The organism is Colwellia piezophila ATCC BAA-637, from assembly GCF_000378625.1.
GTDB classification, from domain to species: Bacteria; Pseudomonadota; Gammaproteobacteria; order Enterobacterales; family Alteromonadaceae; genus Colwellia; species Colwellia piezophila.
The window spans coordinates 166819-192388 of the sequence record NZ_KB905162.1 but is presented as its reverse complement, the minus strand read 5'-3'; the positions used below and the strand labels follow the sequence as shown (position 1 = coordinate 192388).

The following is a 25570-nucleotide window of genomic DNA, read 5'->3' as shown; positions in this document are numbered from 1 at the left end:
CAGTTTCAATGATACTGTTGGTCCAGTTTCTTATTGTTTTTACCGTGCTTTATTCTGGTATCACTAATGGACCTAGTTTTTTTAACTCATTACTTTTATTTGATATTCTGTGCTTTTCTGCTTGGTAACAAGGGAAGTTAACCGGGGTATTTGCAAAACTTTTTAACGGTTGCCCTAAACCATGTAGACCACGTTCTCGATTTCGTTGTACTAAAGCAAAGTCCACTTCTACTGGAATGATTTCAGCACCACTACCCGCTTGGTAGATAATATTTCCCGCGGGCCCCACGACAACCGATTGACCATAACCTAAGTCGCCGGCGGCATTAACGGTGAGTACATAACTTTGATTGGTAATGGCGGTTGATTGCGCAAGAATTATTTCTAACGAACGATCAATAGTGCCAGTTAATGTCGGGTAAATAAGTACTTCGGCGCCCATACTAACCATTTGTCTGGCCACTTCGGGAAACCAAAGGTCATAACAAATAGCGACACCAATACGCCCCTGCGGAACATCAAAGACAACAAAGTCTTTACCGGCGCTTACCCCTTGTTCATAAGGGGTGAATGCATATATTTTACGGTAGCGATCAACGACTTGCCCTTGGTTATTAATGACAGTTGTGGTATTAAAAATGTCATCGCCCACTTGTTCATAAAGCGAACCTGGGATTAACCAAACATTATGTTCTTTGGCTAATTGGCAATAAAATTTTTCGGCGTCGTTGGGCAATGCACTGGCATATTTTTTTTCTGGACCATAAGTTGCGAGTTCACTAAGCACGATCATATTTAACCAAGGAAAGCGTTTTTTTGTCTTGGCAATCTCAAGTCCAATTGTCGCTAAGTTATCACCGCAAGGTAAAGCAAGCTGTAGACCCGCAATTGAAAAATGGCTCATATGATTCCCTCAAGAACACTTTATTAATGTGATTATTTTTTTATAACGCTTAGGTGTAATTTAATGTAACTAGGATAGGCTGGCATGGTTAGTACCAGTTTAGGTAGGTCTGTGGTGCCAGTTTGTTTGCTACCGGTAAATTAAAACTTAACTTTGGTCTTTATATCCTTTCAATTCCAGCTGTCTAACAAAGCAATAATTTTGATCAAACCACTTCATTTCGTCACCGTCCATAATGACATAAAAACCTTTCACTTCGCCATATGCCCATAACTTCCATTGACGATAATACATACCACCTTCTATCCACCATCGACCCATATCAACTTCGCTATCCGTTCCGCCAGTTCTTCCTTTCATTCGTCCATCTGCTAATAATTCAATAGAGCAAGGCACGCCATAAACCATTTGGCATTCCAACAGTGCGCCCGGAAGCGCCTGCTTTAAAGCGGCTTCACTAAGTAACTTACCTTTAGCGTTCGTTAACTTTTCTTCATAATCTGCGGTCAGTTGGTGCACTAATGCCGCAAGTTTTTGCACACCTGGTCTAATTTTCTCATTAGGAATACTGGTTACCCCCATACGAAAGCAGTTTTCCGGATGGGCAGTGCTCGCAAAATAGCGTTTAACCGGTTCAATTAAGATACCGACTTTGGCGGCTTCTTCTCGTAAATGCTCGCCGTCTAATTGTTTAGGGCCAGTGATCCAATAAGCCGTGCCTCCCTGAATGGGTCCAGTATCAATACAATTAGGTAAATAGGTATTTAATGCCTCTCTTAGGGTTAACCAACGTTCAAAAAACACTTTATGTAAATGCATCATAAAAGCATCGTAATAGCCAAGCGATAGAAAATAAGCTACAGCACGTTGGTTATTGAGCGGCGGATTACGCATCACCATTTTTCTGAGTTTTTTAAGTTCGGCAATAACGCCTGAATCGGCAACTATAAAGCCAATTTGAATGCCTGAGGCCAATACTTTTGATAAACAAGAGATATACACCACACGATTATCTCTATCTAAGCTGCGTAAGGCCGGATGGGGTTGACCAAGAAAATTACTCTCAAATTCAAAGTCATCTTCGATGATCAATAGATCTTGCTCGTGGGCTTTTTTCAATACTTCATCACGTCTGTCCATAGACATAGTGATACTGGTTGGGGTTTGATGACTGGGGGTAGTATAAATAATATCGCAGTGGTTGAGCTGTTCATCGACCACTAAGCCTTTATCATCAATGGGCTGATAGTGTAACTTAGCCCCTTGATTGACTAATAATTCCCGCATTTCTGGATAACCCGGCTCTTCAACACCAACCGTAACCGTACTATCAACAAATAACTGACAAATTAAATATAATGCTTGTTGGCTACCCACAGTGATCAGAATTTCATCTCTGTTGGCTTGTATACCTCGTCTCGGTAAAATTTTAGTACGGATCTCATCAAGTAACATCGGATCATCTTCTGCACCTTGCAATTCTGACCATTGATAAATTTCTCGGGGAGTATTGGCTTTAGTGTTCGCTTCTCGCCATTCTTTTACTGGATAAAGGGAAGAATCAAATTTTCCATCGATAAAAGGGAAGTTATATTTATGCCAATTTTGCGGGCATGAAGTCGCCGTAGTGGTGGCGAGTGCACCTTTAAAGCGATGATGATTATTGGTTGAAGAGTCATCAAAGCTGGGTTGTAGTGGCGAGTTTTGTACAAGCTCAACTTTACCTTGTGAAACTTTCTCACTTACATAAATTCCGCTTCGTTCACGACTTTCAATATAACCCTCATCAAGTAATGATTGATACACTAATACCACGGTGTTTCGAGATACACCTAACTGTGTTGCCAGTTTTCGTGAAGAGGGTAACTTAGAGCCGGCCGCAAAAGAACCAACAAGAATGCCTTCTACCAGTTTATGGCGTATCTGACTTTGTAAACTGTCATCTGAGTTTGCATCAATATGTATTAAGCGACTGATCATATTATTATCTTTATTGTTAGCTTAATTTTTGGCTAAGTTATTTTTATCAAAGATTACCCCTGATAACAATCGATAAGCCTTTATTTAATTGTTCATTTAACACTTCTTCTACTTTTTATTTTTGTTTTAACACGGTAGTGACTCATTTATCACCTAGGGTAAGTGTTCGTTATAATTTGCTCAGGGGCATAAATAACACTAAACCATATTAATGGGCATTGGCAATAACGCTTTACTTTAATTATCTACATTAACAAAGCTACCATTCTAGAATGACGAGGGATGTCTCGTCCTGAAATGTGTTTACACATTGAGGACTTATTATGAACATAGGCACCATTTCCCCTTTCAATTCTCAGTCTTTCTGCATGTGCTAAGTTTGTCGTAGGATAGATAATGTGTAGAAGAAAAACCGGTAATAACGGCATGTATTTATTGTTAAAGCGCAAAACATTACCGGTTTAAGCTCATTTTTACTGGGCTAAGTCATTAAACAGTTCAGTGAATTTAGCTAAACCTTCTTCGATAATGTCATTACTGGCGGTTAACGCCGGTAAAAATCGAATTACATTGCCATAAAAACCACATGCTAATAGAATTAAGCCATATTTAGCGGCGTTAGCAATAATGGCTTGCGTTAACGCGGTGTTCGGCTGCTCAGCATCGCCCTGTTGAATGAGCTCCATTGCGATCATTGCACCTGAATTCCTGACCTCTAAAATCAAATCAGGGTGTTGAACTTTAAGCGCTGATAATCGCTTATTAAATAGAGTCCCAATTTCATTTGAACGCTGGATAAGGTGCTCTTCTTCGATAATATCTAAAACAGCGAGTGCTGCAGCACAAGCAACGGGAGAGCCACCGTAGGTTCCACCTAATCCACCGGGTAACGGTGCATCCATAATTTCACTTTTCCCAACAACCGCAGCAATAGGGAATCCGCCAGCGATACCTTTAGCCATAGTAATTAAGTCTGGTTCAACCCCTGAATATTCAAAGTTGAACATTTTACCGGTACGGCCAAAACCCGTTTGAATTTCATCAGCAATTAAAACAATGCCATGCTGATCACAAATTTTGCGTAATGCTTGTAAAAATTCAGCCGGTGCTTGATAAAAGCCACCTTCCCCTTGAACAGGCTCAACAATGATTGCCGCAACATCAGTAGGCGCAATATCGACTTTAAATAAGTTTTCTACCGCTTTGATAGATTCTTTAATGGTAATATCGTGACATTCGATAGGGAAAGGGGCATGGAAAATATCACCTGGGAAAGGACCAAATAAGTTTTTATACGGGGTGATTTTACCGGTTAAAGCCATGGTTAAATTAGTGCGTCCGTGAAAACCACCGTTAAAGGCAATAACGCCACGACGCCCAGTGTGCGCACGGGCAATTTTAACGCAATTTTCTACGGCTTCAGCACCGGTAGAGACAAAAATAGCTTTTTTTGCTGAATCACCAGGCGCAATGGCGGTTAACTTTTCAGCCAGTTCTACCGCGACTTCATAAGGGTTAACCATCACACAGGTATGGCTAAACTTATCAATTTGTGCTTTTGCTGCCTCAACCACTTTAGGGTGACAATGGCCGGTATTACACACGGCGATACCGGTACCAAAATCTATATAACGTCTACCCTCAACATCCCAAACTTCAGAATTTTTAGCATGGTCAACATAAACGGGGTATACGTTACCTTGTCCACGAGCAATAACTTGGTTTTTTCTGGCCTGCAATTGTTGGTTATTCATAATTTTTTCCTAATTCTTTATAATGCTATAACGTTCAAAAAAGCGCTAAATAGTTAAAATATCTTAACGATTTAGATTAAAGCTGTTTCAGTTAAATTTGAGCAAAAAACACATTGTTCATCTGCATCAATGAGTACTGGTGACCAAAAACTTGGCTGAAACAGAAAAAATATTAACGGTTAACTACTTATCAACTACTTAGTTAAACCGCCCATGCATAAGTACTTAATTTCCAAGTAATCATCTAAGCCGTATTTAGAACCTTCACGACCATTACCTGATTGCTTAACGCCACCAAAAGGTGCTGCCGTATTAGAAATTATGCCTTCGTTAATACCCACCATACCAAACTCTAAACCTTCGGCTACGCGCCAAACAGTGCCGATATCACGAGAGTAAAAGTAGGCGGCCAAACCGTATTCAGTATTATTAGCCATGTCGATCACTTCTTCTTCGCTATCAAAAGCAATAATCGGTGCAACGGGTCCAAAAATTTCATTAACCGCAATAGGCATATCATTGGTGACATTGGTTAAAATAGTCGGTTGGTAGAAACTCCCCCCTGCGCTGTGTTTGTCACCTCCAAGATGAACAATTGCGCCAGCGGCGACTGAATCAGCCACTAATTTTTCAACATCCTTGACGGCTGCTGCAGAAATCATAGGGCCAAGTACGACGCCATCAGTTAAACCATTGCCCACTGATAAGGCGTTCACTGCGGCAGAAAACTTTTCAGTAAATTCAGCTAACACGCCTTTTTGAACAAAAATACGGTTAGTACAGACACAGGTTTGACCGGCATTTCGGTATTTCGATACCATAGCGCCTTGTACTGCGGCATCAATATCAGCATCGTCAAAGACGATAAAGGGTGCATTACCGCCTAATTCCATCGACACCTTTTTCACCGTGGTTGCACATTGTTGGATTAAGGTTTTACCCACGGCAGTTGAGCCGGTAAAGGTAAATTTTGCTACGTCAGGATGTTGGGTTAATACTTGTCCCATGCCCCTTGCATCGTTGCCAACAACGACATTAAAAACACCAGCAGGAATGCCGGCACGCTCTGCCAATTCAGCCATTGCTAACGCTGACAAGGGTGTTTGTGTTGCCGGGCGAACCACAAAGGTACAACCTGCCGCTAATGCCGCCGCCGCTTTACGCGCGATCATCGCATTAGGAAAGTTCCATGGCGTTATCGAAGCAACCACGCCAACAGGTTGTTTAACAACAATAATCCTTTTATCACTAGAGGGACCAGGTATCACATCACCGTAAACGCGCTTGCCTTCTTCGGCAAACCATTCAATGAAAGAGGCGCCATAAGCAATTTCACCTTTGGCTTCTGCTAAGGGCTTACCTTGCTCAAGTGTTAATATGCGACCTAGATCTTCTTGGTTTTCCATCATCAAGTTAAACCAATTACGCAAAAGAGTGGCACGTTCATTGGCTGATTTTGCTGACCACATTTTTAACGCAGCTTTTGCCGATTTCACCGCAAGCTCTGTTTCCGCAATACCCGCGTTGCTCACAGTTACTACAAGCTCCCCCGTTGCCGGGTTAGTAACATCAAAGGTGGTTTCACTGGTATGCCAACTGCCATTGATATAAGAAAATTTCTTCAGTAATTGAATGTCTTTAATACCTTGCATGTTTATCTCCGATGTTAATTCTATTGATAATTCTATTGATAATTCTATTGAAACTTAAAATCAGCTCTGGTTAAATACAAAACATTAAACCTTTAGTTTTATGTAGGCCAAACATTGAGTAAAACATCAATCATTCCAAAACCTATTACTGAGTATGATCTACGCTTATTGAAAATTTTTATCTCTGTGGTTGAACATGGCGGTTTTGCTGCAGCTGAAAAGGGCTTAGGCATCACTCGCTCAACCATCAGTGTGCATATGTCTAATTTAGAAACAAGAATGCAGCTAAAGCTTTGTTTGCGTGGCCGAGGGGGGTTTTCTCTTACTGAAGACGGCCAATCTGTCTATCGAGCCGTTCTCGATTTATTTGATTCGCTCAATGATTTTTCTTTACTCGTTGGTACACTAGGTAAAGAGCTTAGTGGCGAATTGGTTATACTGTGTGCTGATCAATTAGACACTAACAAACAGCAAAAACTTGCCCAGGTTATTGAAATAGTACATGACACTGCGCCAAATCTACATATTGTTTTAGATGGAGATTCAATATCAAATATTGAAAAATCATTGCTCAAAGACAAGGCGCATATGGGAATATTCCCGGGTTATCAACAAATTGAAGGTTTACATTATCTGCCATTATCAAGCCAACCTATCTACTTGTGTTGTGGTAAAAAACACCCTTTCTTCAATATAGTCGATGCTAAAATCACTAGCGATGATTTTTCTGGTGTTGCCGCTATTCACCCGGGTATTGATATTGATTTTGCTGGCCGAGAACAGCTGCAAAAACTCAATTTAAGTGCCAAAGCCTATCAATTCGATACACGTAAGGCGATGATATTGTCTGGGAAATATATTGGTTATATGCCTCAAAGCTACATTCAACAAGAATTAAATGCCGGCGAAATTCGTATTATTCAGCCAAGCGTCCTTACTTATCAATTTAATTTATCCTTGGTAAACAAAAAATCACCAAGAGAAGCCAGTAAAGTGAACTTACTGCGTAATGCCTTTATTAGTGCATTTAACTTGCTAGATAAATGATCTTATAACAACTAAAACCTATGCAAGGGTAGAGTTGAAGCCACTACTATTGTTAACATTATTTCTCCTCCCCCACTCCCAAACCCTCTAATTTCATCAGTTTTTAATTGATCATCTCTTTATTGTCATTCAGTTAAATTTACTTCTGGCACCATAAATGCCCGATAACTGGCGCTATGGTTAAAAATAAAACAGCTTACTATCAGTTTAGCCTTGTTTTTTTAGTCCCTATAAGGACAACGAGCACTTCTTTGCGTATGTCGAGGTAAGCGCTTTAATCATATTGGCCAAGATAACTTTTTCATTAGCCTGATGAACGTTATTGATTTAATAATAAAAAAACTAAATAACCTGAACTCTTGATAATGAGCCTTGATGTATAAGTAAAAACAACAGCTTAAGTATTTAAGACGAAAATTTACAAGATTATCAGGTTACATAAGGATCACATATGATTAATGCAAAAATTAATTCATTAGCTTTGGTTTTCTCATTGTCGTTATTCATGCTATCTGACAGTGCCGTGGCTGATGCCATCGAAGATTTCGAAGATGGCGATATATCCGGTTGGACAACTTCGGGCACTGTAGCGATTAATACCAATAAAACAATTGGCGCTTATTCCATGCGCCTTAAAGGCGGCGCATCGGCTGAACGCAGTTTTGCTGCAGACGGAAATGTAACCGTGGCTTTAGCGGCAACCAGTTTAGAAAGCAATAATTTCTGTGATGTATTCGTTTCAGAAGATGGTGTTAACTGGGGCAACTCGTTAATTAATTTAAACAAAAACCAGGATGATGGCTCGTTTACCTCCGCTACGACTACGACTAATGGTGGCACCACCTATATTCGCTATCAGCAAACTGGCTCGGCAGCAGATTACTGTTACGCCGATGGTATTAGTATTATTGGTACTGGTGTACCAACCCCGAGTATCAATGTTTCAGGCAGTGGCCTATTTAGTAATGTATTAATCGGTGATAGTGCCAGTAAAACCATCACCATAACTAACAGTGGCAATGCCAATTTAGAGGTAACAACTATTAGCGGTGTTAGCGCCCCCTTCATGCTTGCCAATGATTACTGTAGTAATACCGCCGTTGTTGGTGACAGTGACTGTTCATTTGATGTGGTATTCACCCCCACCACAGAGCTGAGTTCGACTGCTACTTTGACTATAACTAACAATGATACCAATCAATCAGTTTCGCTAAGTGGCAGCGGCACGGTTACTGCCCCTGAGCCGCCTACGCCACCAGGTGATCTTCATGTATTTACTGGTGACGGTAATGTAACTCGTAGCTCATTAACCCTTAGCGAGTTAAATGGAACGAGCTTAAACGTGATGGATTTTTCACATTTCAGTCATGGTGTTGCAGAAATTGATGCCGATAACTCCAAAGCATCCGAGCCGACTAACACCTTTGAAGGGCGTTTAGTACTCAATGGCGGTAGCCCTACCGCAATGAATTTCAATGAAGTGACATCTGGCAGAGGACAAGCGGGCAATTATAATAGCCCAGGTACTTTACCGGTCTTTGATTTTGAGTTTATCCAAGTGGGCTCACATATTATTCCTAAAATTCGTGGTTTAATCGTCAGCGGTAATATTGGCGCGCCAGACTACCAAGATTGGAATTACATTATCGAGCCAGGCCGAGTATGGAATGAAAATAATGACAATGGTTATAGCCGTGTGGCCATTCCTTTTTCGTTACAAGAAAACCAAGCCAACTGTACTCATAACGGCGTGTTAACGTTTGCCTTTAAAGACGACGGCTCTATTACCAATGTGGCGGTTCAAATAGGCGGTGAAACTTGCTTATATTTCCAATATGATTTGACCGGCTTAGTGCCCGCACAATATATTGCGACGAATATATCGGGCGCAGCAACATTGATTACAGATTATCAAGCAGAAGTGCTTAACCGTTTACCGATAAAAGCGATTGCTGAATTAGCAATTGATTACCCGGCAAGTGGTATTAATGTTGCCAATATTGCCACAGAGCAAGCTTCAGCCCCGACCACGCATGGTGTATTGTACCAAGGGGTTCATTATGCTGCTACTTGTAGTACCCGTCACGGCGATTACCCTTTTTGTGAAGTGATGAGTTTACCTTCTTATTCGACCGCAAAAACAGCCGTCGCAAATATGGCCTTTGCTTTGTTAGTTGAACAAAACAGTCTGACTCGCAATACTATGATCTCAACCAATGTAGGTGAGTGCCAAGATGGTATTAATGGTACGGCTGCTGTCTGGAGTGATGTTTCAATAGAAAATGCCTTAGACATGGCAACCGGTAATTATCGTTTATCTTCTTATGAGGGTGATGAAGGCGGTACGGCAACGGTTAATGAATTTTTCTTAACCTTTAGCCATGATGAGAAAATCGCCCATTCATGTCAGCGTTATATCCGCAAAGCAACGCCGAATTCACATTTTTCTTACCATTCTTCAGATACTTACATAGCAGGGGTGGCAATGGATAACTTCAGCAGTGGTGATCTATTCGATAAGTTAGTAAATGAAGTATACAAACCACTTACCCTTAGCCCTGCGACTTACACAACGGTGCGCACTGAAGACTCCCTTGCAGATCCATATTGGAGCCACGGCATGACTTGGCATACCGATGATATGATTAAGTTAGCTCAATTAATTATTGACCGTGGTGTTATTAATGGACAGCAAGTGCTTAATGGCGAAATCATGGACGACATGCTTGTTAAAGGCGGTGATATCGGTTTAGAAACTTACGGTGCACAATCGCGTTATTTAAACGGTGTCTGGACTTATGATATGGGACAGCGTGCTAGCCCACTATGTCCAACCGGCTCATGGGTTAGTTACATGTCCGGATACGGTGGTATTGGTGTGGTGATGTTCCCTAACGATGCGGTGTATTACTTCGTCAGCGATAGTGCTAGTTACGCTTTTGGTGGTGCTGAAGCCGAATTACATAAAATTAGTAATGTTTGCGGTAATTAATCACTGCTAATGTTTCAGCTAATATTTCATTAAGCCTCGTTGAACCATACCCTTCGAGGCATTATTACTAACCTATTTGCCAAGTAGCTGGTAGCCAACAAAACCAAGCCAACTTAGCCCTAATAACAGCCAGGGTAAATATGGAGTGCTTTTAGTTTCGCTTAATTCATCCAAACCGGCTTGTTCTTCAGTGGTGCGTTGCTTTTGCTTTACTTGCTGTTTACGGTCTTTATCACGCTCACGTGACTTTTTAGCCTGTTGTTTTTTATATTCGCTAATGCCTTTTTCTATGCCTTGAGCAATGAGCTTAGTTTGTTCTTTACTCTGGCCTTTTTTTTGAATGCCTTTGGCGACTTTCAACGCTTGCTCTTGAGTTTCTTTTGATGCTTTAATTGTCATTGTTTGCTGTCCTTTAATGTCCGTTTTTTCTACTCAAATACTTAACTATTTAACTCTTTAAAAAATTAGCGCTTTAACACTTTAGCTAAACCTAACATTCGCTAAAAAACACCACTAAAACTCAAGCCATAATGGCCACCACCCGCTGATGGTGTAATTGTTATGCCTGAATAGGGATCGGTAAAGTATAAAGCTGAAATAATGCCAATAGCAGCGCCTGCTAATACGTCTTCAATATAATGTTTATCACTTTCAACGCGGCTATAAGCGACAAAAGTAGCCCCTATATAGGCTGGAATCCCCCACTGCCATCCGTAACGCTGTTGCATAAAAGTTGCGGCGGCAAAACTATCTGCAGTATGGCCTGACGGAAAGGAGTCATCACCCGAGCCATCAGGTCTATCTTTCTCTATGCCATACTTTAGCGCTTCAACGGCGACACGAGAAACGACGCCCGTCTTAACTAATTGCCAACCCCCTTGAAAGTCATCTTCAATAATTAAGGTTGCAGCCAAAGCGGTTGCCGGTAAGAGTAAATGGATAATATCGCCAGACTTTTCGAGAGTAGACTTGGCTAATACAGGCCCGGTAAGCACTAATAAAAATAGCAGTAAAAATGTATTCACTTAACTCACTCATAAAAAAACAATCAAGGCCGCCTTTATACCTAGCACAGCCCCAAATTGCAAAGGTGATTTGGCTAAAGTTGAATTTTATCGGTTATGCTAACGCGAGTATCATTGCATTTGATTTAGCGCAGCGAGTTCACTCAAATTGGCAAAAATAGATATTGCCATGCTTAAACCGCCGTTCATATGACCCTGTAAAGTAGAAGTGACATTTCACCTGTCGAATAAATACACCCTTTAATCGTTTCCTGGTTGACATTTTTTTTACATATTAGAGAATGTCAGGGTTCAAAGTGATAATTAATCGATAGATATCGATTAATACCAAACGGATTAATTAATTAATTGCTCCTATTGGTATAACAGGTAACAAAGCAGCCCCTAAAAGATAAGTAAGGCTGCTTTATCAAAAAACCCAATCACTTGCCATAACTCATTTATTAAAAAAGAGAATTATTTCATGAAAAAATCTTTAATAGCCATTGCCTTGGCAGCTACCTTTTTGGGTGGTTGTGGCATGTTTGACGCTAGTAATGACAATAACAATCAAAGTGTTGTTGCCACACAAGCAGAATTAGGTAGCTTTGGTGTTGACTTAAGCGCTCGTAATGAATCGGTAAAACCGGGTGATGACTTCTTTATGTATGCCAGTGGTACTTGGTATGACAACTATGTTATGCCTGCGGATAAAACCCGCTTTGGCGCCTTTACCGGTTTAGCTGAACGCAGTGAAACACAAGTAAAAGAAATAATTGATGATATTACTAGCCGCACTGACTTAAATGCTGAGGAACAATTAATCGCTGATTTTTACCAAGCCTATATGGACACTGAAACAGTTAATAAGCTTGGCATCAGCCCTATTCAGTCGACTTTAGATCAAATTAATAAGGTCAAGAATACTACAGACTTAACTAAAATCTTTGGTAATGCTTGGTTAACGGGCACTGAGTCTCCTATCGGTGGCTATATGTGGTTTAACCGTTTAGATCCAAACCAATATGAAATGTCTATTGGTGCTGGAGGTTTAGGTCTTCCTGATCGTTCTTATTACCTAGAAGAAAGTGAACGTTTTGAGAAAATCCGTAATGCTTATGCCGCACATATCGCGACTATGCTTACCTTTGCCGGTATTGAAGACGGCCAAAAACGTGCTGAAGCTATTTTGGCACTAGAGACAAAAATTGCCGAAGGTCAGTGGCCACGTGAAAAACGTCGTAACCGTGATTTAACCTTGAATCAAGTTAAGCATGCTGATTTAGCTAAGCAATACCCTGACTTTGATTGGGATACTTACTTTGCCCCGTCTGGCTTTAAAGTACCACAGCTTAATATTTCTCAACCTGAGCCAGTCAAAGCAATGATCGCGTTGATCAATTCAGAGTCTTTAAACGTTTGGCAAGATTATTTAACTTTCCATACTATTAGTGGTAATGCTGGACTATTGTCCGAAGAAGTATATGCGGCTAACTTTGCATTTTACGGTAAAGAATTAAACGGTCAACAAGAGCCTCGTCCACGTTGGAAGCGCGCTATTGGTGAAATGTCAAATACCGAATCGTTAGGCTTTGCTATTGGTAAAGTGTATGTAGCTCGATACTTCCCAGAAAGCTCTAAAACACAAATGGCGCTATTAGTGGAAAATTTACGTACCGCACTTGGTCAACGTATCGACGGCCTTGATTGGATGGGCGCTGAAACGAAAGTTAACGCCCACGCTAAACTTGCTGCATTTACCCCTAAAATTGGCTACCCGGATGTATGGCAGGAATTTGATGGCGTAACTATTTCTAAAACTGATTTAGTGGGTAATATTAAAAACCTTCGTCAATTTTTCCAAGCCGATAGCGTTGCGAATGAATTGAAGAAAACCGATCGTAATCGCTGGGGTATGACGCCACAACGTGTGAATGCTTACTACAACAGTTCATTCAATGAAATTGTTTTCCCTGCAGCTATTCTCCAACCACCATTTTTCGATCCAAATGCCGATGCCGCCGTAAACTACGGTGCTATTGGTGCGGTAATTGGTCATGAGATGGGCCATGGCTTTGATGATCAAGGTTCAAAGTCAGATGCTAATGGTATTCAACGTAATTGGTGGACTGATGAAGACAGAGATGCATTTGATGCGAAAGCGGATCAGCTAGTCGCGCAATACAATAAGTATGAACCGATCCCTGATAACTTTGTTAACGGCCGTAACAGTTTAGGCGAAAACATTGGTGATGTTGGTGGTTTAGCTATGGCATATCATGCTTATCAACTGAGCTTAAACGGCAAAGAAGCGCCGGTTATAAACGGTGTTACCGGTGACCAACGCTTCTTCTTAGCGTGGGCACAAGTATGGAAAGAGAAGCGCACTGAAAAAAGTATGTTAAACCAACTGCGTGGCGGTACACATGCACCAGGACGCTTCCGTGCTCAAGCACCACGTAATCATGATGCTTGGTATAAAGCGTTTGACGTAAAACCAGGTGATGCACTTTATTTACCTGAAGATGAACGTGTTCGTATCTGGTAATACCGAGAACATGAATTAAGTTGAATTAGCATTATTAATTGAACTTAACTTTTATCAAAAAAGTAGATACAAAAAATGCCACTCGGTTAACCCGAGTGGCATTTTTATTACTTCAATTTATAACAGGCTTAGTATTACTACCAAGCGGGACTAGTTAAACTTAAAGCGCGACACCAATTCATTCAAGTGGTTAGCTTTATTTCGAAGCTCACTACAGGCGATAGAGGTTTGTTGCACAATATCGCTATTGGCACGCGAGATATCGGCAACAGCAGTAACATGCGGGTTAATTTCACCGACTACATTAGATTGTTCCCCGGTCGCCGTGGCAATTTGCAAGTTCATATCATTCATAATACTGATGCTTTCAGAAATACTTTCTAAATGTTTGCCCGAAAGAGTCGCCTCTGTTTCACTATTGATACTTAACTGTGTACTTTTTGAAATAGCGGCAACCACTTCTTCGGTTTTACTTTGCAGTTTTTCTATAATATTTTTAATTTCTTCTGTCGAGTCATGACTACGTGATGCCAAAGTTCTGACTTCATCGGCTACCACAGCAAAACCTCGGCCTTGCTCTCCCGCTCGGGCAGCTTCAATTGCGGCGTTAAGTGCCAATAAATTGGTTTGTTCAGAGACACTACGAATAACTTCTACTACGGTATCAATAGAACGGGCATCTTCAGCCAATTGCTTGATCATAATACTGGTCGAGCTTAATTGTTCACTCATATCAGAAACACTGGTTATGGTTTGTACTACCGAATTGTTACCCTGTTGCACCGTTGAATCTGCGGCCTGTGCACTTTCTGCCGCATTATTGGCGCTGCTGGCTATTTCTTCTGCTGTCATGCCCATTTCATGCATAGCCGTGGCTATTTGCTCAACCCGACTGACTTGCTCGGTAATTTCGGCTTCCATTATTTTTGCTTGAGAATCTATTTCGTCAATCGCCACAGAAAGTTCATTACCGGTATTAGAGACTTCTTGCATGATTTCACTTAAGTGGCTAACAAATTGATTATATCCCCTGGCCATCGTACCCGCTTCGTCTTGACGTGAGTCATCTAAACGTCGGGTTAAATCACCGCCACCTTTACCGATTTCGGCCAACATATCAGCTAACTGACTAAAAGGTGCAATCAGACGTGATATTAACCAAGTGCTAACCAAAGCAGAAATAATGGCAATAATAATTCCCATCATCACTAATTCCCAGGTTGCTCTTGTCAGCCCGCCAAGCACTTCGCTTTTAGGCACTTCAGCAACGACATACCAGCCAATATTGTCTAAATAGCGACTAGCAATAAGCGTATTTGTGCCATCTCGGCTAAACTCCATTGAGGTAAACTGTGCTTTTGACAACAAGCTTTGACTACCTTGAACACCTAAACCTGTTAGGCTCTTACCAATAAGTTGCGTATTCGGGTGAAGTTTAATAATACCCTGTTGATCAACTAAAAATACTTTCCCTGTTTTTGCAATTCTATACTGGCTAACAGTTTCAGCCATATTTTCGAGTGATAAGCCAACACCAACCACCGCGCTAGGCTCTCCATCAATGCGCATTAAATAGTTAATAAATAGCGTCGGCACATTAGTTTCTTCATCAACATCTAAAGTTAACTCATACTCTTTACCGCTATTAATAAAATTATAAAACCACTGATCTTTACTATCTTGTGGCGACAAGGTCTTAAAAAGACCGCTTGGGGTGAAATAATGACCGGAATTGGCAGAAACTAAAAAGGCACTGATAGTATTAAACTCACTTTGAATTTGTTTAAGGTAACTAATTAATTGTTGCTGTTCGTTAGCCGGCTCACCACCCCTAAGAAACTCTTGGCTATAAAGGTTACTCGACATGGTTCGCGATACCGTAATGGGTAACAACAAATGTGCATCTAGGTTGTTGGCCACTTCGCCCAGTGCTGCTGGTAGTTCTCTTTCAATAGCGGCCTCCAAGATAATGGCTCGACTAGAGTTCAAGGCAAAAGCACTGACTATCACTATAGATAACACTACTGCAGATAAGGTAGTCAGTACAACTTTACGGCGAATGGTTAAATTCAACATAGATAAATATTTTCCTTTGAGATAAATAACGAACGATAAGCGGCTGAAATAGGAACTTAAGTTTCACCATAAATTAAAAGTATCAGACTAAATATAGGACTATTGATAAGTTCAGCTTACCTAATTAAATCACCAAGTCACTCTAACTAACCTGAACTCTGCTTAATGAATGTTATAACACTATGAAATTTATATAGTAAATCACATGTTATACACAATGATGTTAGTTTAGTCGTTATCAAGGCATTTTTACGTAGCCAATAGCTGGCTATTGGTAGGAGAAACAACGCTGATAGCGGTTAAAATAGCTTTATTGTGTCATATTGCTTATCCAGAGCTCAGGTTAACTATAGACCACTTAGAATCATTCTTTAATAATGATCACTCTAAATAGGGCGTTGCTTTCATAATGTGAAAAACCAACGCTTATATATAGTTATAAAGAGTTATCGGCCATTAATTTCTTTTCTAAAGTAAAATATGATAAAAAAAAACCAAGCCGATAAGGCTTGGTTTTTAGATTATCTATCATTTCGTCATCCTAATAATTGATGGCGAAATCGAGCCGCTAACGTTAGGTTATTTTTCTGTGGTGCTAGTATATTTTTCAAACCAAGCAAGGCTATGCTCAATTTTCGTTATCATTCTTGAGGGCTTACCGGCAATACCGTGCGGTGCGCCTGGTACTTTAATCAACACGGTATCAATTTTTCTTAACTTAAGTGCTTGGTAAAATTGTTCCGTTTGCGCCATTGGTGTACGTAAATCGTTTTCACCGGTAATTAGCATGGTCGGAGTCGTCACATTACCGACTAAAGACATCGGTGAACGTTTCCAATAGTGTTCAACGTGTTCCCATGGCATGCCAGGGAATTGAGTAGGTATCTGCCCTAAACCACTATCTGCCGTTAGTACTTTACTTAACCAGTTAATTACCGGTTTAACCACAACTGCCGCAGCAAAACGGTCGGTTAAACCTATGGCGTAAGCCGTAGCAATACCACCGGCTGAACCACCGGCAATAAATAAGTTCTGCGCATCGATAAAGCCCATCTCTACCATGGCATCTACACCTGAATTGTGATCGGCAAAGTCTTCTTTAGAGCTGTATTTATATTTTAATAACATGGCAAAACGTTCGCCGTATGAGCTACTACCACGATGATTATCATAAAAAACCACATAACCTTGTGCAGCAAAACGTTGTAATTCAGCAGAGAAATGCGGGCCGTATGCTAAGTGTGGGCCACCATGAATTTCTAAAATAAGTGGGTACTTCTTTTTAGGATCAAAGTTTGGTGGGGTAATATACCAACCTTGAATAGGCTCACCGTCAAATGAAGACTTGTAATTTACTTCATGTACTTTACCTAAGGTTTTATGACCAAATAAATCTTCATTTAACTGGGTTAACCTTGAGTGTTTTTTACGGGTATTAATAACAGCAACATCTGCCGGGCGTGTTGAGCTACCTTGAGTGAACGCCATATAACCTTCAGGAGAAGCCGTAAAGCTACCACTAATATAAGGACGGCCAATACTAGTGCCGGCAAGTGTATCGGTTAGGTCTTTTATTTTGCCACTGGTAGTAATGGTAGCGAGTTTACGTTTACCAAAATCATCATAACTCATTGCTAACATTGAACGTGATAACCACTGTGGATCACTGATAGAACGATCGAAGTCACTGGCAACCTTAGTCACTTTCTTAGTTTTCCAATCCATAATGTATAACTTGCTATTACGGTAGGGGTCTAAGGCATTTGATCGAGATAAAAAGGCAAGTTTCTTACCATTTTCAGAAAACACCGGGTTAAACTCTTTACCTGGCTTTGACGTTAATTGCTTAAGTTCACCGCCATTAAGGCTGACTAGAAACAAGTTTCCTTCAAGAGATTTATATTCCCAATCTTTTATGCGATTAGCCGAGAACACAATAGCATTACTATTGTTACTCCAAGCCAATTTTCCTTTGTGATGGAAATCACCACGGGTCAGTTGGCGAGGTGTTCCACCCTCACTAGGTAAAACAAATATATGTTTGTAGCCTGGTTTCACTAAACCAAGACCATCCGCTTGATAATAAGCTTGATCTATTACCACTACGGGTTTAGACCATATAGCCCCTTTCGGTTTTTTAGGCATTTTAGCAATGACGGTAACCTTGTCAGCAACAAGTTGAGAAAATGCTAACCATTTACCATCAGGCGACCAAGTTAAACTACCAATACCCCCTTGTAATTGGCTTACTAGTGCGGTGCGATTTTGCTTTACATAATGTACATGTACTTGGTAGCTACCGGTGAGGTTACTAATAAAGGCAATCTTTTCACCATCAGCTGACCAACGCGGCGATGAGTACTGTTTATTATCAGAGAACAGTGGTATTTGTTTTTTAGATTTAACATCAATCAACCACAAGTTTTTATTCTTATTATCAGTCATGATGTCATTTGAATTTCTGATATAAACAATTTGACTACCATCTGGCGATATTTGTGGATCACTGGCATATTCCAGTGAAAAAATATCTTTAGCTTCGAAAAGACTATTGTCCTCCGTACTATTCGCTACAGAATTATTAGCTATAGCAATAAAGGGTGTACTTAGCATACTAACAGCCAAAAATAACCGACTAGAAAAGCGTGATAAAAAACGCATTGGTTTACTCCAAAATAAAAAGTGAGTCTGACATTAACTCACAACAATAATAATTAATAACGAGTAATTGTATACAAAATATTAGTCGTTGGCATGGTTAAAAACGGGGCTTTATCCTATATCTCAGTGCGTTTATCGCAATGGGGCTCTGTTAAGCTACAGAGCCGATTTTCTGGCGAGCAATACTTTAACATTAGACATTTATAAACTAATCTTAAGCAGTAATAATCACTGATGCTTGGATGCTATGACCTTTTTTAAAGAACTTCACCGACGTAATGTCTTTAAAGTCGCCAGTGTTTATCTCGTTACGTCTTGGTTAGTTTTACAAATTTTCTCTGTTATTGCCCCCTACCTTAATTTACCAAACGCTTTAGGCACCGGAGTCACGGTACTTTTATTAGTGTTTTTTCCATTTGCCTGTATTTTAGCGTGGGCATTTGAATTAACCCCTGATGGGCTCAAACGTACCCATGAAGTTGATGAAGAAGACTCAATACGACACATCACCGGCAAGAAAATCAATAATTCTTTGGTATTCGCCTTAATAGTCTCCTTAGCTTTTATTAGCTATCAACAATGGAGCATGAATCACACCACGCAAACCAATATCACCATTGCAGTTTTACCTTTTGAAGATATGAGCCCTGATCACAGCCAAGAATACTTTGGTGATGGTATGGCTGAAGAATTACTTAACAGTTTAGCTAAAATCAAAGCACTGCAAGTTACCGCCAGAACCTCATCGTTTAGCTTTAAAAATAAAGATATCAGCATAAAAGATATCGGTAGATCACTCGGGGTGAATTATATCCTTGAAGGCAGTATTAGAAAATCAGCGGATAAATTGCGCATCACCGCTCAGCTCATTAATACCGAGACTGACTTTCATTTATGGTCAGCTACCTATGATAGGAAGCTTGACGATGTTTTTGCCATTCAAGATGAACTGACCATTGCAATAACCCAGGCTTTAAAACTTACGCTATTACCACAAGAAAAAAGTTTATTGGCGCATAAACCTACCAATAATATCCAAGCCTACGAGCTGCTATTAAAAGCACAAAGTTTATTAGTGGTACAAAATGCCGAGTCCGTACAACAAGCAATTAAAGCTTTACAGCAAGCAATAGCGCTTGATGCTAATTTTGATCGGGCAAAAGCACTTCTGTATGCTAGCTACTACAGCGCATACAGCTTTTTAGGTATGAGCCTTGAAGAAGTAAAAACAAAGCAAACGCTACTGTTTAGTGAGTTGGTTGCTAGCCAAGACATATCGGCTGAAAAATATATCGCTATCAGTGATTACTTGGTTGTTTACTTAAAAAATTACAGTGCCGCTGAGCAAGCTATTCTTAACGCTATAAAATTAAACCCCTCAAATATTACCGCACTAAAAGATTTGACCATATTTCAATCCTACCCCGATGCGATTAAAACCATCAAAGAAGCGATAAAAATAGCGCCTTTAGATATTAGTGTTAAATATTATGCGCTGCGTTATTACCAATTACAGGGCGACAGTAAAAAAGCAAGTGAGATTTATCAACAAATTGAACAATCAAGCCAGGAGTCACACTTCCGCCACTATGCCGCCAAACATATTTATTTTACTCAAGAAAAAAACCTCAATAAAGCCAAAGCTTATTTAACTAGCACCAACATAAAACATAATCGTTACTCTGAATATATGCTCATTGACTTATATCTTTATCAGCAACAACTTGAATTAGCACTATCATTATTAGAAGAAAATGTTCATAGCAACTCATATGATGACCAATTCGCTAGGCAACTACTGCACTTAAATCTATATGGTAAAGATAATATTATTACTAATAAACAAAGGCAGCGTATTGAGCAACTTGCCTTATTTTTACCGAGTAAGTTACAAAAAGATCTTGCCGTGACATTCAATATTATTATAGGAGATTTATCACCTATTTTAGCTGATAAGGATTATTACCAAGACTTATTAACCAGAGCAGAAACCCTCTCTGCCAATGTCGGTTTTTCAGATGAGTTATTAATCGATATTGCTTGGATTTATGCTCAGCAAGGAGACAAAAGATTATTGGATAAAGTGCTTAAAAGCATTGAGCACCTTATACCTTGGTGTCAACTAAGGCCTGTTGGCAGACAAGGTTGTGATACCCTCCTCTATCACACGCAAATCATCACCGATAAAGAAGAACTTTTAAATATGGTTCAAAAATCATTCTATACCGGCCTAGATTATCGCGATAAACACCTAAAAACTGACGCACGATATATGATGTTGCATGACTCCCCTGCTTTTCACGTGTTTGCCGATAGCTATGTGGCAAACCTACCTCACTAGTGCTAACTAACAAGTTCCAACAAACCAGTGGTTTTTTATATTGTCTCGCAAAAGATAGTATACTGACGGCAAACATCAGTGATGATGATAAAATAACACTTCAATGGAAATAACATGTTAAAAAAGATAAAAATTTACGGCTCAATCTTCATCTTATTAGTGATCACTTTCTTCATAATTAATAGCCTATCAAAGGATGAAGTCGGTGATGTTTCGTTAGGGTTCTTTACTTTAAAGGATATAAAAGTGTCCTCTTTATATGATGATAAAGTTTCAGGTGTAACTTGTCACATAGCATCCATTGAAGCTAACTTAAGTCTGTCTGATCCCAGTGATAGTTCTATATCTTGCCGTCAAACAGGTGATATAACCGCTGCCATGATAGCAACAATCGATAAGAGTAAATCTGGTGAAGTAGTGTTTAAACAGTCAAAAAGTATCTTCTTCAAGACCATGAAAGTTAGACGTATTTATGATGCTGAAAATCAAACCCTGCTTTACCTTTCTTATACAACTAAAGAAACAGATGGTAGTTACAAACACAGCCTGTCAACTGTGCCATTGTGGGGCACACAAGCTTTTGTTGAAAGTACCATCAAACTAGCCAATTAGTTTAACAAAGCAAAGCGGTGACTTTACCTAAGCCCTACCTAAGCCTTAGGTAAGGTCACTGTAAATTGTGCACCGGTTAAAGAGGCAGAGGCATCAATGGTGATATTACCATGGTGCCACTCGACAATACGTTTAACGATGGCAAGTCCCATGCCGTATCCTTTTACCTTTTTATCATTATCTTGTCCGCGAATAAAAGGCTTCATAATTTGTTCTCTTTGTTCGCGGGGAATACCTTGGCCGTCATCGGCAACCGTAACAATGATATGACTGCCCTGCTCTACTATGGTTATCTCAATTTTACTGTGGCAATATTGGTAAGCATTTTGTAATAAGTTACTCATCAGTACCGCTAAATAAGACAAATCACCATCAACCATTACCTGTTTAGGGGCATGTAAAGTCAACTCAATATCATCTTGGCTTTTATTATTAATACAGGTACTCACTAGAGCGACAAAATCAACCGGCGCTTTATTTAAGGTGATGAGCGTTTGATCTAAACGCGCGTAACTGAGTAAACTTTCGACCAAATCGACCATTTCATCAACGTTATCACTAATACGTCGCTCAAACTTTTTACGTAATACTGGATCGTCTTCTTCAGCAATGGTATCTATGCCAAAACGAATGCGGGCCAGTGGCGTGCGTAAGTCGTGGGATACCGCACTACTTAGTAACTTAATATCGGTGACTAAATCATCGATACGCTGCGCCATACGATTAAATTCTAACTCTAAATCTCGAATATAAGAAATAGAGCCAACGTTTATACGCTGATTTAAATTACCTTCGCCAAAGGCTTTAGCGGTTTGACGTAGTGTCATTAGCCTTTTTATTAGCGGATAAAGCCACAGTAGCATTAGGAATAATACCGCCAGATAAAATAAACTGGTCAGAAAAATTGGTAATAAAGAAGTACTTTGGTTAGGGGGTGTTGGCGGCGTGGTTAACACCAGTAATTCATCGCTAGCCTTGAGGTAAAAGTGCATGGCTATACTGTCATCCGTTTCAAGCAATAAGGGCTGGCCAGCCGTTAAATCGTTCAGTAAGGCTTGTGGTAGAGGAAAGCCTGTTAATGGCCGTAAGTGTAATGACAATGCCCCTTCACTGGGCCACTTATCAATAAATTCTTGACGATTATCAATAGCCGAAAGTGCCACAGCTAAGTGAGTACCTACTTGCTCCAACGTGGTGATTGAATCTTGTTGCTGAGTAGATAATGCTTGCTCTTGGTCATTATATTGATTGAGATATTGATTATAAATACCGTCAAACATCCAGCCTAAGCCAATAGTGGCGATAAGTACTACCGCAAGTAGTGAAAACGTTAAATTACGCATAACCAAGTAACCTTAAAATTGTTTATAACATTGCAGACACAATTCTGACTTACCAAACATCCTTGGCAAATAGGTAGCCCTTACCCCAGATGGTTTTGATGCGAAAAGGCTCTGACGGATCATCTTTTAGTTTTTTACGTAACCTTGATATGCGTAAATCAATGGAACGGTCAAAACCATCATAATCAAAACCACGAAAATGACTGACGAGTTCTTTTCTTGATACTACCTGCCCGGCTTTACTGGCAAGAAACCATAAAACATCAAACTCATTGGAAGAGACTTTCACCAACTCGCCATCGAGTATGACACTTCGGGCCTGTTCACTAATCACTAAACCACTAAATTTCAACACGCCCTGAGAGGCAAGTTCACTATCAGTTAACTGATTCGAGCTGCTTTTATCTTCTGTACGATATTTATCTTCACGACGAAGTAAACCGCGAATACGAGCCAGTAACACTCTTGCGCGCACCGGTTTGGTAATATAATCATCCGCCCCCATCTCGAGACCTAACACTTCGTCGATTTCTTCATCACGTGCGGTGATCATAATGATGGGGTTAGTAAAACTTACTCGTACTGCTTTGCAGACATCAAGTCCATCTAAACCAGGTAACATGCCATCGAGTAAAACAATATCAGGGTTAAGCGAGCCAATAAGCTCAACCGCCTCATCTCCTCGGTGACAGGTGGTAACCTTAAAGTCCCGCGCGGTTAAATAGTCCGCTATCCATTCAGCAAGATCGATATCATCTTCCACTAATAAAATATGCGAGCCGTTTTGCGATACCATTTGTTTATACCCTTTATTTGTCTGGGTTTAAGCCCTTATTCCTGGAATTTATTTTGCCGTTATTTCTCAATAATTCAAGCGATTAAAAGATACGCCATGACTTTCTTGCTTTACCTTTTTTCTTATGGACCCAAGCCATTTTTACCACGGCTGTGGCCACAGATAAACTTTCATTTTGGCGCCTTAATGAAAAGGTTAAATTAACTTTACTATCAAATGATTCGTTAAATTCGCCCGTTGTGGTATTTTCCCAACAATTGAGTGCTGTAGCGCGACCCTCGGTATATAAACAATAATTACCCAGGTTAGGAACTTGCCAACTTAACTGTACGGACACATAACAAGCCTGACCTTGGCGCATCGCGACACATTGCTTAGGACTTACCTGCATACTCGCTTGAATTTCAGTGGCATTGGCTACCGAGCTAATGACAAGTAATAACAATAATAAACTGCTGGTTTTTATTTGTAATAACAGACGTCGCAATTGTTTGGTTACTTTTTGAGAGAACATGTTTATCTCCCTAAAAAACAAATGTTAGTAGTAGACCCGCACGATAACCGTCTTCGACCGTATCTTGTCGAGCCGCAATACTGCGATCAGACAGCGCATTATAACCAACATAACTGCCAATCACCCAATCGGTGGTTAACGGATATTCTACGCCAACTTCAGCCGAGTAACTGATACCCGCGTTGGTCGATAAATCATCCTCAAGCCAGGTTGTCACGCCATAAGGGGTTACTTCTTTCGAACGATATTGCAAACCAAGGTTGGTGTAGAAATTGATATTTCTAAACTGTAAGTTATAACTATAGGATATTGAAGCTTCGATACCATCACTGCCTTCACCATTGCGACTAACCGGTGAGTAAATCATTTGCAGTTGACTATTTTCATAAAAACCCGTCATTCTAAGACCGGCACGCTCATCTTCGTTACGCGTTTGAATACCTTCTAAGCCTTCAATGCCGCGAGTACTGTATTGGTAAAATAAATCAAACGAGTAATCATCACTATTATAAAAATTAACGCCCCACGCTGGCATTGAATACATGCCTTGAATACGACGAGTGCTTATACCGGGTGATTCCATAAACAGCCCCAATAACTGTACTCGGTAACTAATGGCAACATCAAACTCTGACTCAGTATCTACATGCTCGGCAAAAGCATAATCATCACCGACACTGCTTACAGCACTGACATCAACATAAAAACCATCACGACGGTTATGGAAGAAGCGATGAACTTGCTCACAATCCCCATCATCGTCGTCACAACTATGCGATTGATGTTTTTCGCCATCACAGTTACCAATACAAATTGAGATCTCATCATCATCTTCATGAGTCTTTTTAACGGTCGCGTCCTTAGCTTCAAGGTCTTTTTCTACTGCTTTATCTTTTTCAGCAGTCACTTCTTGAGCACCAGGTTTTGTTGTTTCTACTGTCGTTTCACTCGTTGTTTTTTCCGTCACTTGCTCTGTAGGCGTTAACACTTTACTTTCAGACTCTTCAATGGCACTAGCGGCAAAGGAGGTTAAAATAACACTGGTGGCGACTATGCTTACTACGGTTTTTTTTATTAAATGTTTCATATATTCCCTGTGAACGTCTTTATTTGTTAACCATAAGATTAACTAAGCCTTGGCAAAATAGACGTAACACAAATTAAGCTGATGTATCAATTTGTATCAAATTTTAACGCAATGATACCATTGCGATACATTTAGAGGAATCAAGATAAGGCTAATTTAACCAGTCTGTTCACTTAATTGAAATAGTGAATAAGCTTAATATTGATATTGATGTGATATTAGCAAAAGTATCTATCGGCTATTTTCAGTAAAAGCCAGA

17 protein-coding genes are annotated in these 25570 nt (G+C 40.1%); 5 read left to right on the top strand and 12 right to left on the bottom strand.

The genetic code is table 11. The features are described from left to right. Positions 1–49 precede the first annotated feature (49 nt). From F580_RS0106650 to F580_RS0106635, 4 genes are all read right to left on the bottom strand, one after another. Positions 50–904, bottom strand: a complete 855-nt coding sequence (locus tag F580_RS0106650; protein WP_019026924.1) for a carbon-nitrogen hydrolase family protein — start codon at positions 902–904, stop codon at positions 50–52. A gap of 147 nt (positions 905–1051) precedes the next feature. Further along, a complete protein-coding gene (pdxR, locus tag F580_RS0106645) occupies positions 1052–2884 on the bottom strand; it encodes a MocR-like pyridoxine biosynthesis transcription factor PdxR (RefSeq protein ID WP_019026923.1) in 1833 nt (610 codons plus the stop codon). Positions 2885–3357: 473 nt separating this feature from the next. Next, entirely contained in the window at positions 3358–4638 is a 1281-nt protein-coding gene (gene gabT / locus F580_RS0106640) for a 4-aminobutyrate--2-oxoglutarate transaminase (RefSeq protein WP_019026922.1), read from the bottom strand. A gap of 194 nt (positions 4639–4832) precedes the next feature. Beyond that, positions 4833–6290 (bottom strand): NAD-dependent succinate-semialdehyde dehydrogenase, encoded by a 1458-nt coding sequence (locus F580_RS0106635; protein ID WP_019026921.1) that lies wholly within the window; start codon positions 6288–6290, stop codon positions 4833–4835. 114 nt (positions 6291–6404) lie between these two features. Here F580_RS0106635 and F580_RS0106630 point away from each other — a divergent pair, with 114 nt between their 5' ends. Continuing rightward, on the top strand, positions 6405–7337 hold the full coding sequence (locus tag F580_RS0106630) for a LysR family transcriptional regulator (protein WP_019026920.1): 933 nt from the start codon (positions 6405–6407) through the stop codon (positions 7335–7337). 451 nt (positions 7338–7788) lie between these two features. Next, positions 7789–10329 (top strand): choice-of-anchor D domain-containing protein, encoded by a 2541-nt coding sequence (locus F580_RS0106625; protein WP_019026919.1) that lies wholly within the window; start codon positions 7789–7791, stop codon positions 10327–10329. 72 nt (positions 10330–10401) lie between these two features. Here the strand turns inward: F580_RS0106625 and F580_RS0106620 are convergent, their stop codons facing one another. Together F580_RS0106620 and F580_RS0106615 are read right to left on the bottom strand one after the other, a co-directional pair. Further along, complete coding sequence (locus tag F580_RS0106620; protein WP_019026918.1) at positions 10402–10728, bottom strand: DUF2956 family protein; 327 nt, start codon at positions 10726–10728, stop codon at positions 10402–10404. Positions 10729–10829: 101 nt separating this feature from the next. After that, a complete protein-coding gene (locus F580_RS0106615; protein ID WP_040357004.1) occupies positions 10830–11354 on the bottom strand; it encodes a phosphatase PAP2 family protein in 525 nt (174 codons plus the stop codon). Between the two features lie 463 nt (positions 11355–11817). Between F580_RS0106615 and F580_RS0106605 the strand changes: the two genes are divergently transcribed. Further along, positions 11818–13881 (top strand): M13 family metallopeptidase, encoded by a 2064-nt coding sequence (locus F580_RS0106605; protein ID WP_019026915.1) that lies wholly within the window; start codon positions 11818–11820, stop codon positions 13879–13881. Positions 13882–14031: 150 nt separating this feature from the next. On the opposite strand, the gene F580_RS0106600 is transcribed toward F580_RS0106605, so the two are convergent. Together F580_RS0106600 and F580_RS0106590 are read right to left on the bottom strand one after the other, a co-directional pair. Continuing rightward, positions 14032–15957, bottom strand: coding sequence for a methyl-accepting chemotaxis protein (locus tag F580_RS0106600; RefSeq protein WP_019026914.1), 1926 nt, complete (start codon positions 15955–15957; stop codon positions 14032–14034). A gap of 579 nt (positions 15958–16536) precedes the next feature. Further along, complete coding sequence (locus tag F580_RS0106590; protein ID WP_019026912.1) at positions 16537–18618, bottom strand: S9 family peptidase; 2082 nt, start codon at positions 18616–18618, stop codon at positions 16537–16539. A gap of 247 nt (positions 18619–18865) precedes the next feature. On the opposite strand from F580_RS0106590, the gene F580_RS25450 reads away from it, so the two are divergent. Both F580_RS25450 and F580_RS0106580 read left to right on the top strand, forming a co-directional pair. After that, the gene (locus F580_RS25450; RefSeq protein WP_019026911.1) at positions 18866–20959 is read left to right on the top strand and encodes a hypothetical protein; all 2094 of its coding nucleotides are present in this window, start codon (positions 18866–18868) and stop codon (positions 20957–20959) included. Between the two features lie 114 nt (positions 20960–21073). Continuing rightward, complete coding sequence (locus tag F580_RS0106580) at positions 21074–21571, top strand: CreA family protein (protein ID WP_019026910.1); 498 nt, start codon at positions 21074–21076, stop codon at positions 21569–21571. A gap of 38 nt (positions 21572–21609) precedes the next feature. On the opposite strand, the gene F580_RS0106575 is transcribed toward F580_RS0106580, so the two are convergent. From F580_RS0106575 to F580_RS0106560, 4 genes are all read right to left on the bottom strand, one after another. After that, entirely contained in the window at positions 21610–22914 is a 1305-nt protein-coding gene (locus F580_RS0106575; protein WP_019026909.1) for an ATP-binding protein, read from the bottom strand. A 49-nt stretch (positions 22915–22963) separates the two neighbouring features. Continuing rightward, positions 22964–23710, bottom strand: coding sequence for a response regulator (locus F580_RS0106570; RefSeq protein ID WP_019026908.1), 747 nt, complete (start codon positions 23708–23710; stop codon positions 22964–22966). Positions 23711–23792: 82 nt separating this feature from the next. Beyond that, complete coding sequence (locus F580_RS0106565; protein ID WP_019026907.1) at positions 23793–24224, bottom strand: DUF3019 domain-containing protein; 432 nt, start codon at positions 24222–24224, stop codon at positions 23793–23795. Positions 24225–24234: 10 nt separating this feature from the next. After that, positions 24235–25311 carry a MipA/OmpV family protein gene (locus F580_RS0106560; protein WP_020621317.1) on the bottom strand — a complete coding sequence of 359 codons (1077 nt, stop codon included), beginning with the start codon at positions 25309–25311 and terminating at the stop codon, positions 24235–24237. Positions 25312–25570 lie beyond the last annotated feature (259 nt).

Coding starts and splice junctions, on each gene's coding strand:
- F580_RS0106635 (WP_019026921.1), bottom strand. CDS start 6,290: ATGCAAGGTATTAAAGACATTCAATTACTGAAGAAATTTTCTTATATC.
- F580_RS0106575 (WP_019026909.1), bottom strand. CDS start 22,914: ATGCGTAATTTAACGTTTTCACTACTTGCGGTAGTACTTATCGCCACT.
- F580_RS0106625 (WP_019026919.1), top strand. CDS start 7,789: ATGATTAATGCAAAAATTAATTCATTAGCTTTGGTTTTCTCATTGTCG.
- F580_RS0106650 (WP_019026924.1), bottom strand. CDS start 904: ATGAGCCATTTTTCAATTGCGGGTCTACAGCTTGCTTTACCTTGCGGT.
- F580_RS0106590 (WP_019026912.1), bottom strand. CDS start 18,618: ATGCGTTTTTTATCACGCTTTTCTAGTCGGTTATTTTTGGCTGTTAGT.
- pdxR (WP_019026923.1), bottom strand. CDS start 2,884: ATGATCAGTCGCTTAATACATATTGATGCAAACTCAGATGACAGTTTA.
- F580_RS0106580 (WP_019026910.1), top strand. CDS start 21,074: ATGTTAAAAAAGATAAAAATTTACGGCTCAATCTTCATCTTATTAGTG.
- F580_RS0106620 (WP_019026918.1), bottom strand. CDS start 10,728: ATGACAATTAAAGCATCAAAAGAAACTCAAGAGCAAGCGTTGAAAGTC.
- F580_RS25450 (WP_019026911.1), top strand. CDS start 18,866: ATGACCTTTTTTAAAGAACTTCACCGACGTAATGTCTTTAAAGTCGCC.
- F580_RS0106605 (WP_019026915.1), top strand. CDS start 11,818: ATGAAAAAATCTTTAATAGCCATTGCCTTGGCAGCTACCTTTTTGGGT.
- gabT (WP_019026922.1), bottom strand. CDS start 4,638: ATGAATAACCAACAATTGCAGGCCAGAAAAAACCAAGTTATTGCTCGT.
- F580_RS0106570 (WP_019026908.1), bottom strand. CDS start 23,710: ATGGTATCGCAAAACGGCTCGCATATTTTATTAGTGGAAGATGATATC.
- F580_RS0106560 (WP_020621317.1), bottom strand. CDS start 25,311: ATGAAACATTTAATAAAAAAAACCGTAGTAAGCATAGTCGCCACCAGT.
- F580_RS0106600 (WP_019026914.1), bottom strand. CDS start 15,957: ATGTTGAATTTAACCATTCGCCGTAAAGTTGTACTGACTACCTTATCT.
- F580_RS0106565 (WP_019026907.1), bottom strand. CDS start 24,224: ATGTTCTCTCAAAAAGTAACCAAACAATTGCGACGTCTGTTATTACAA.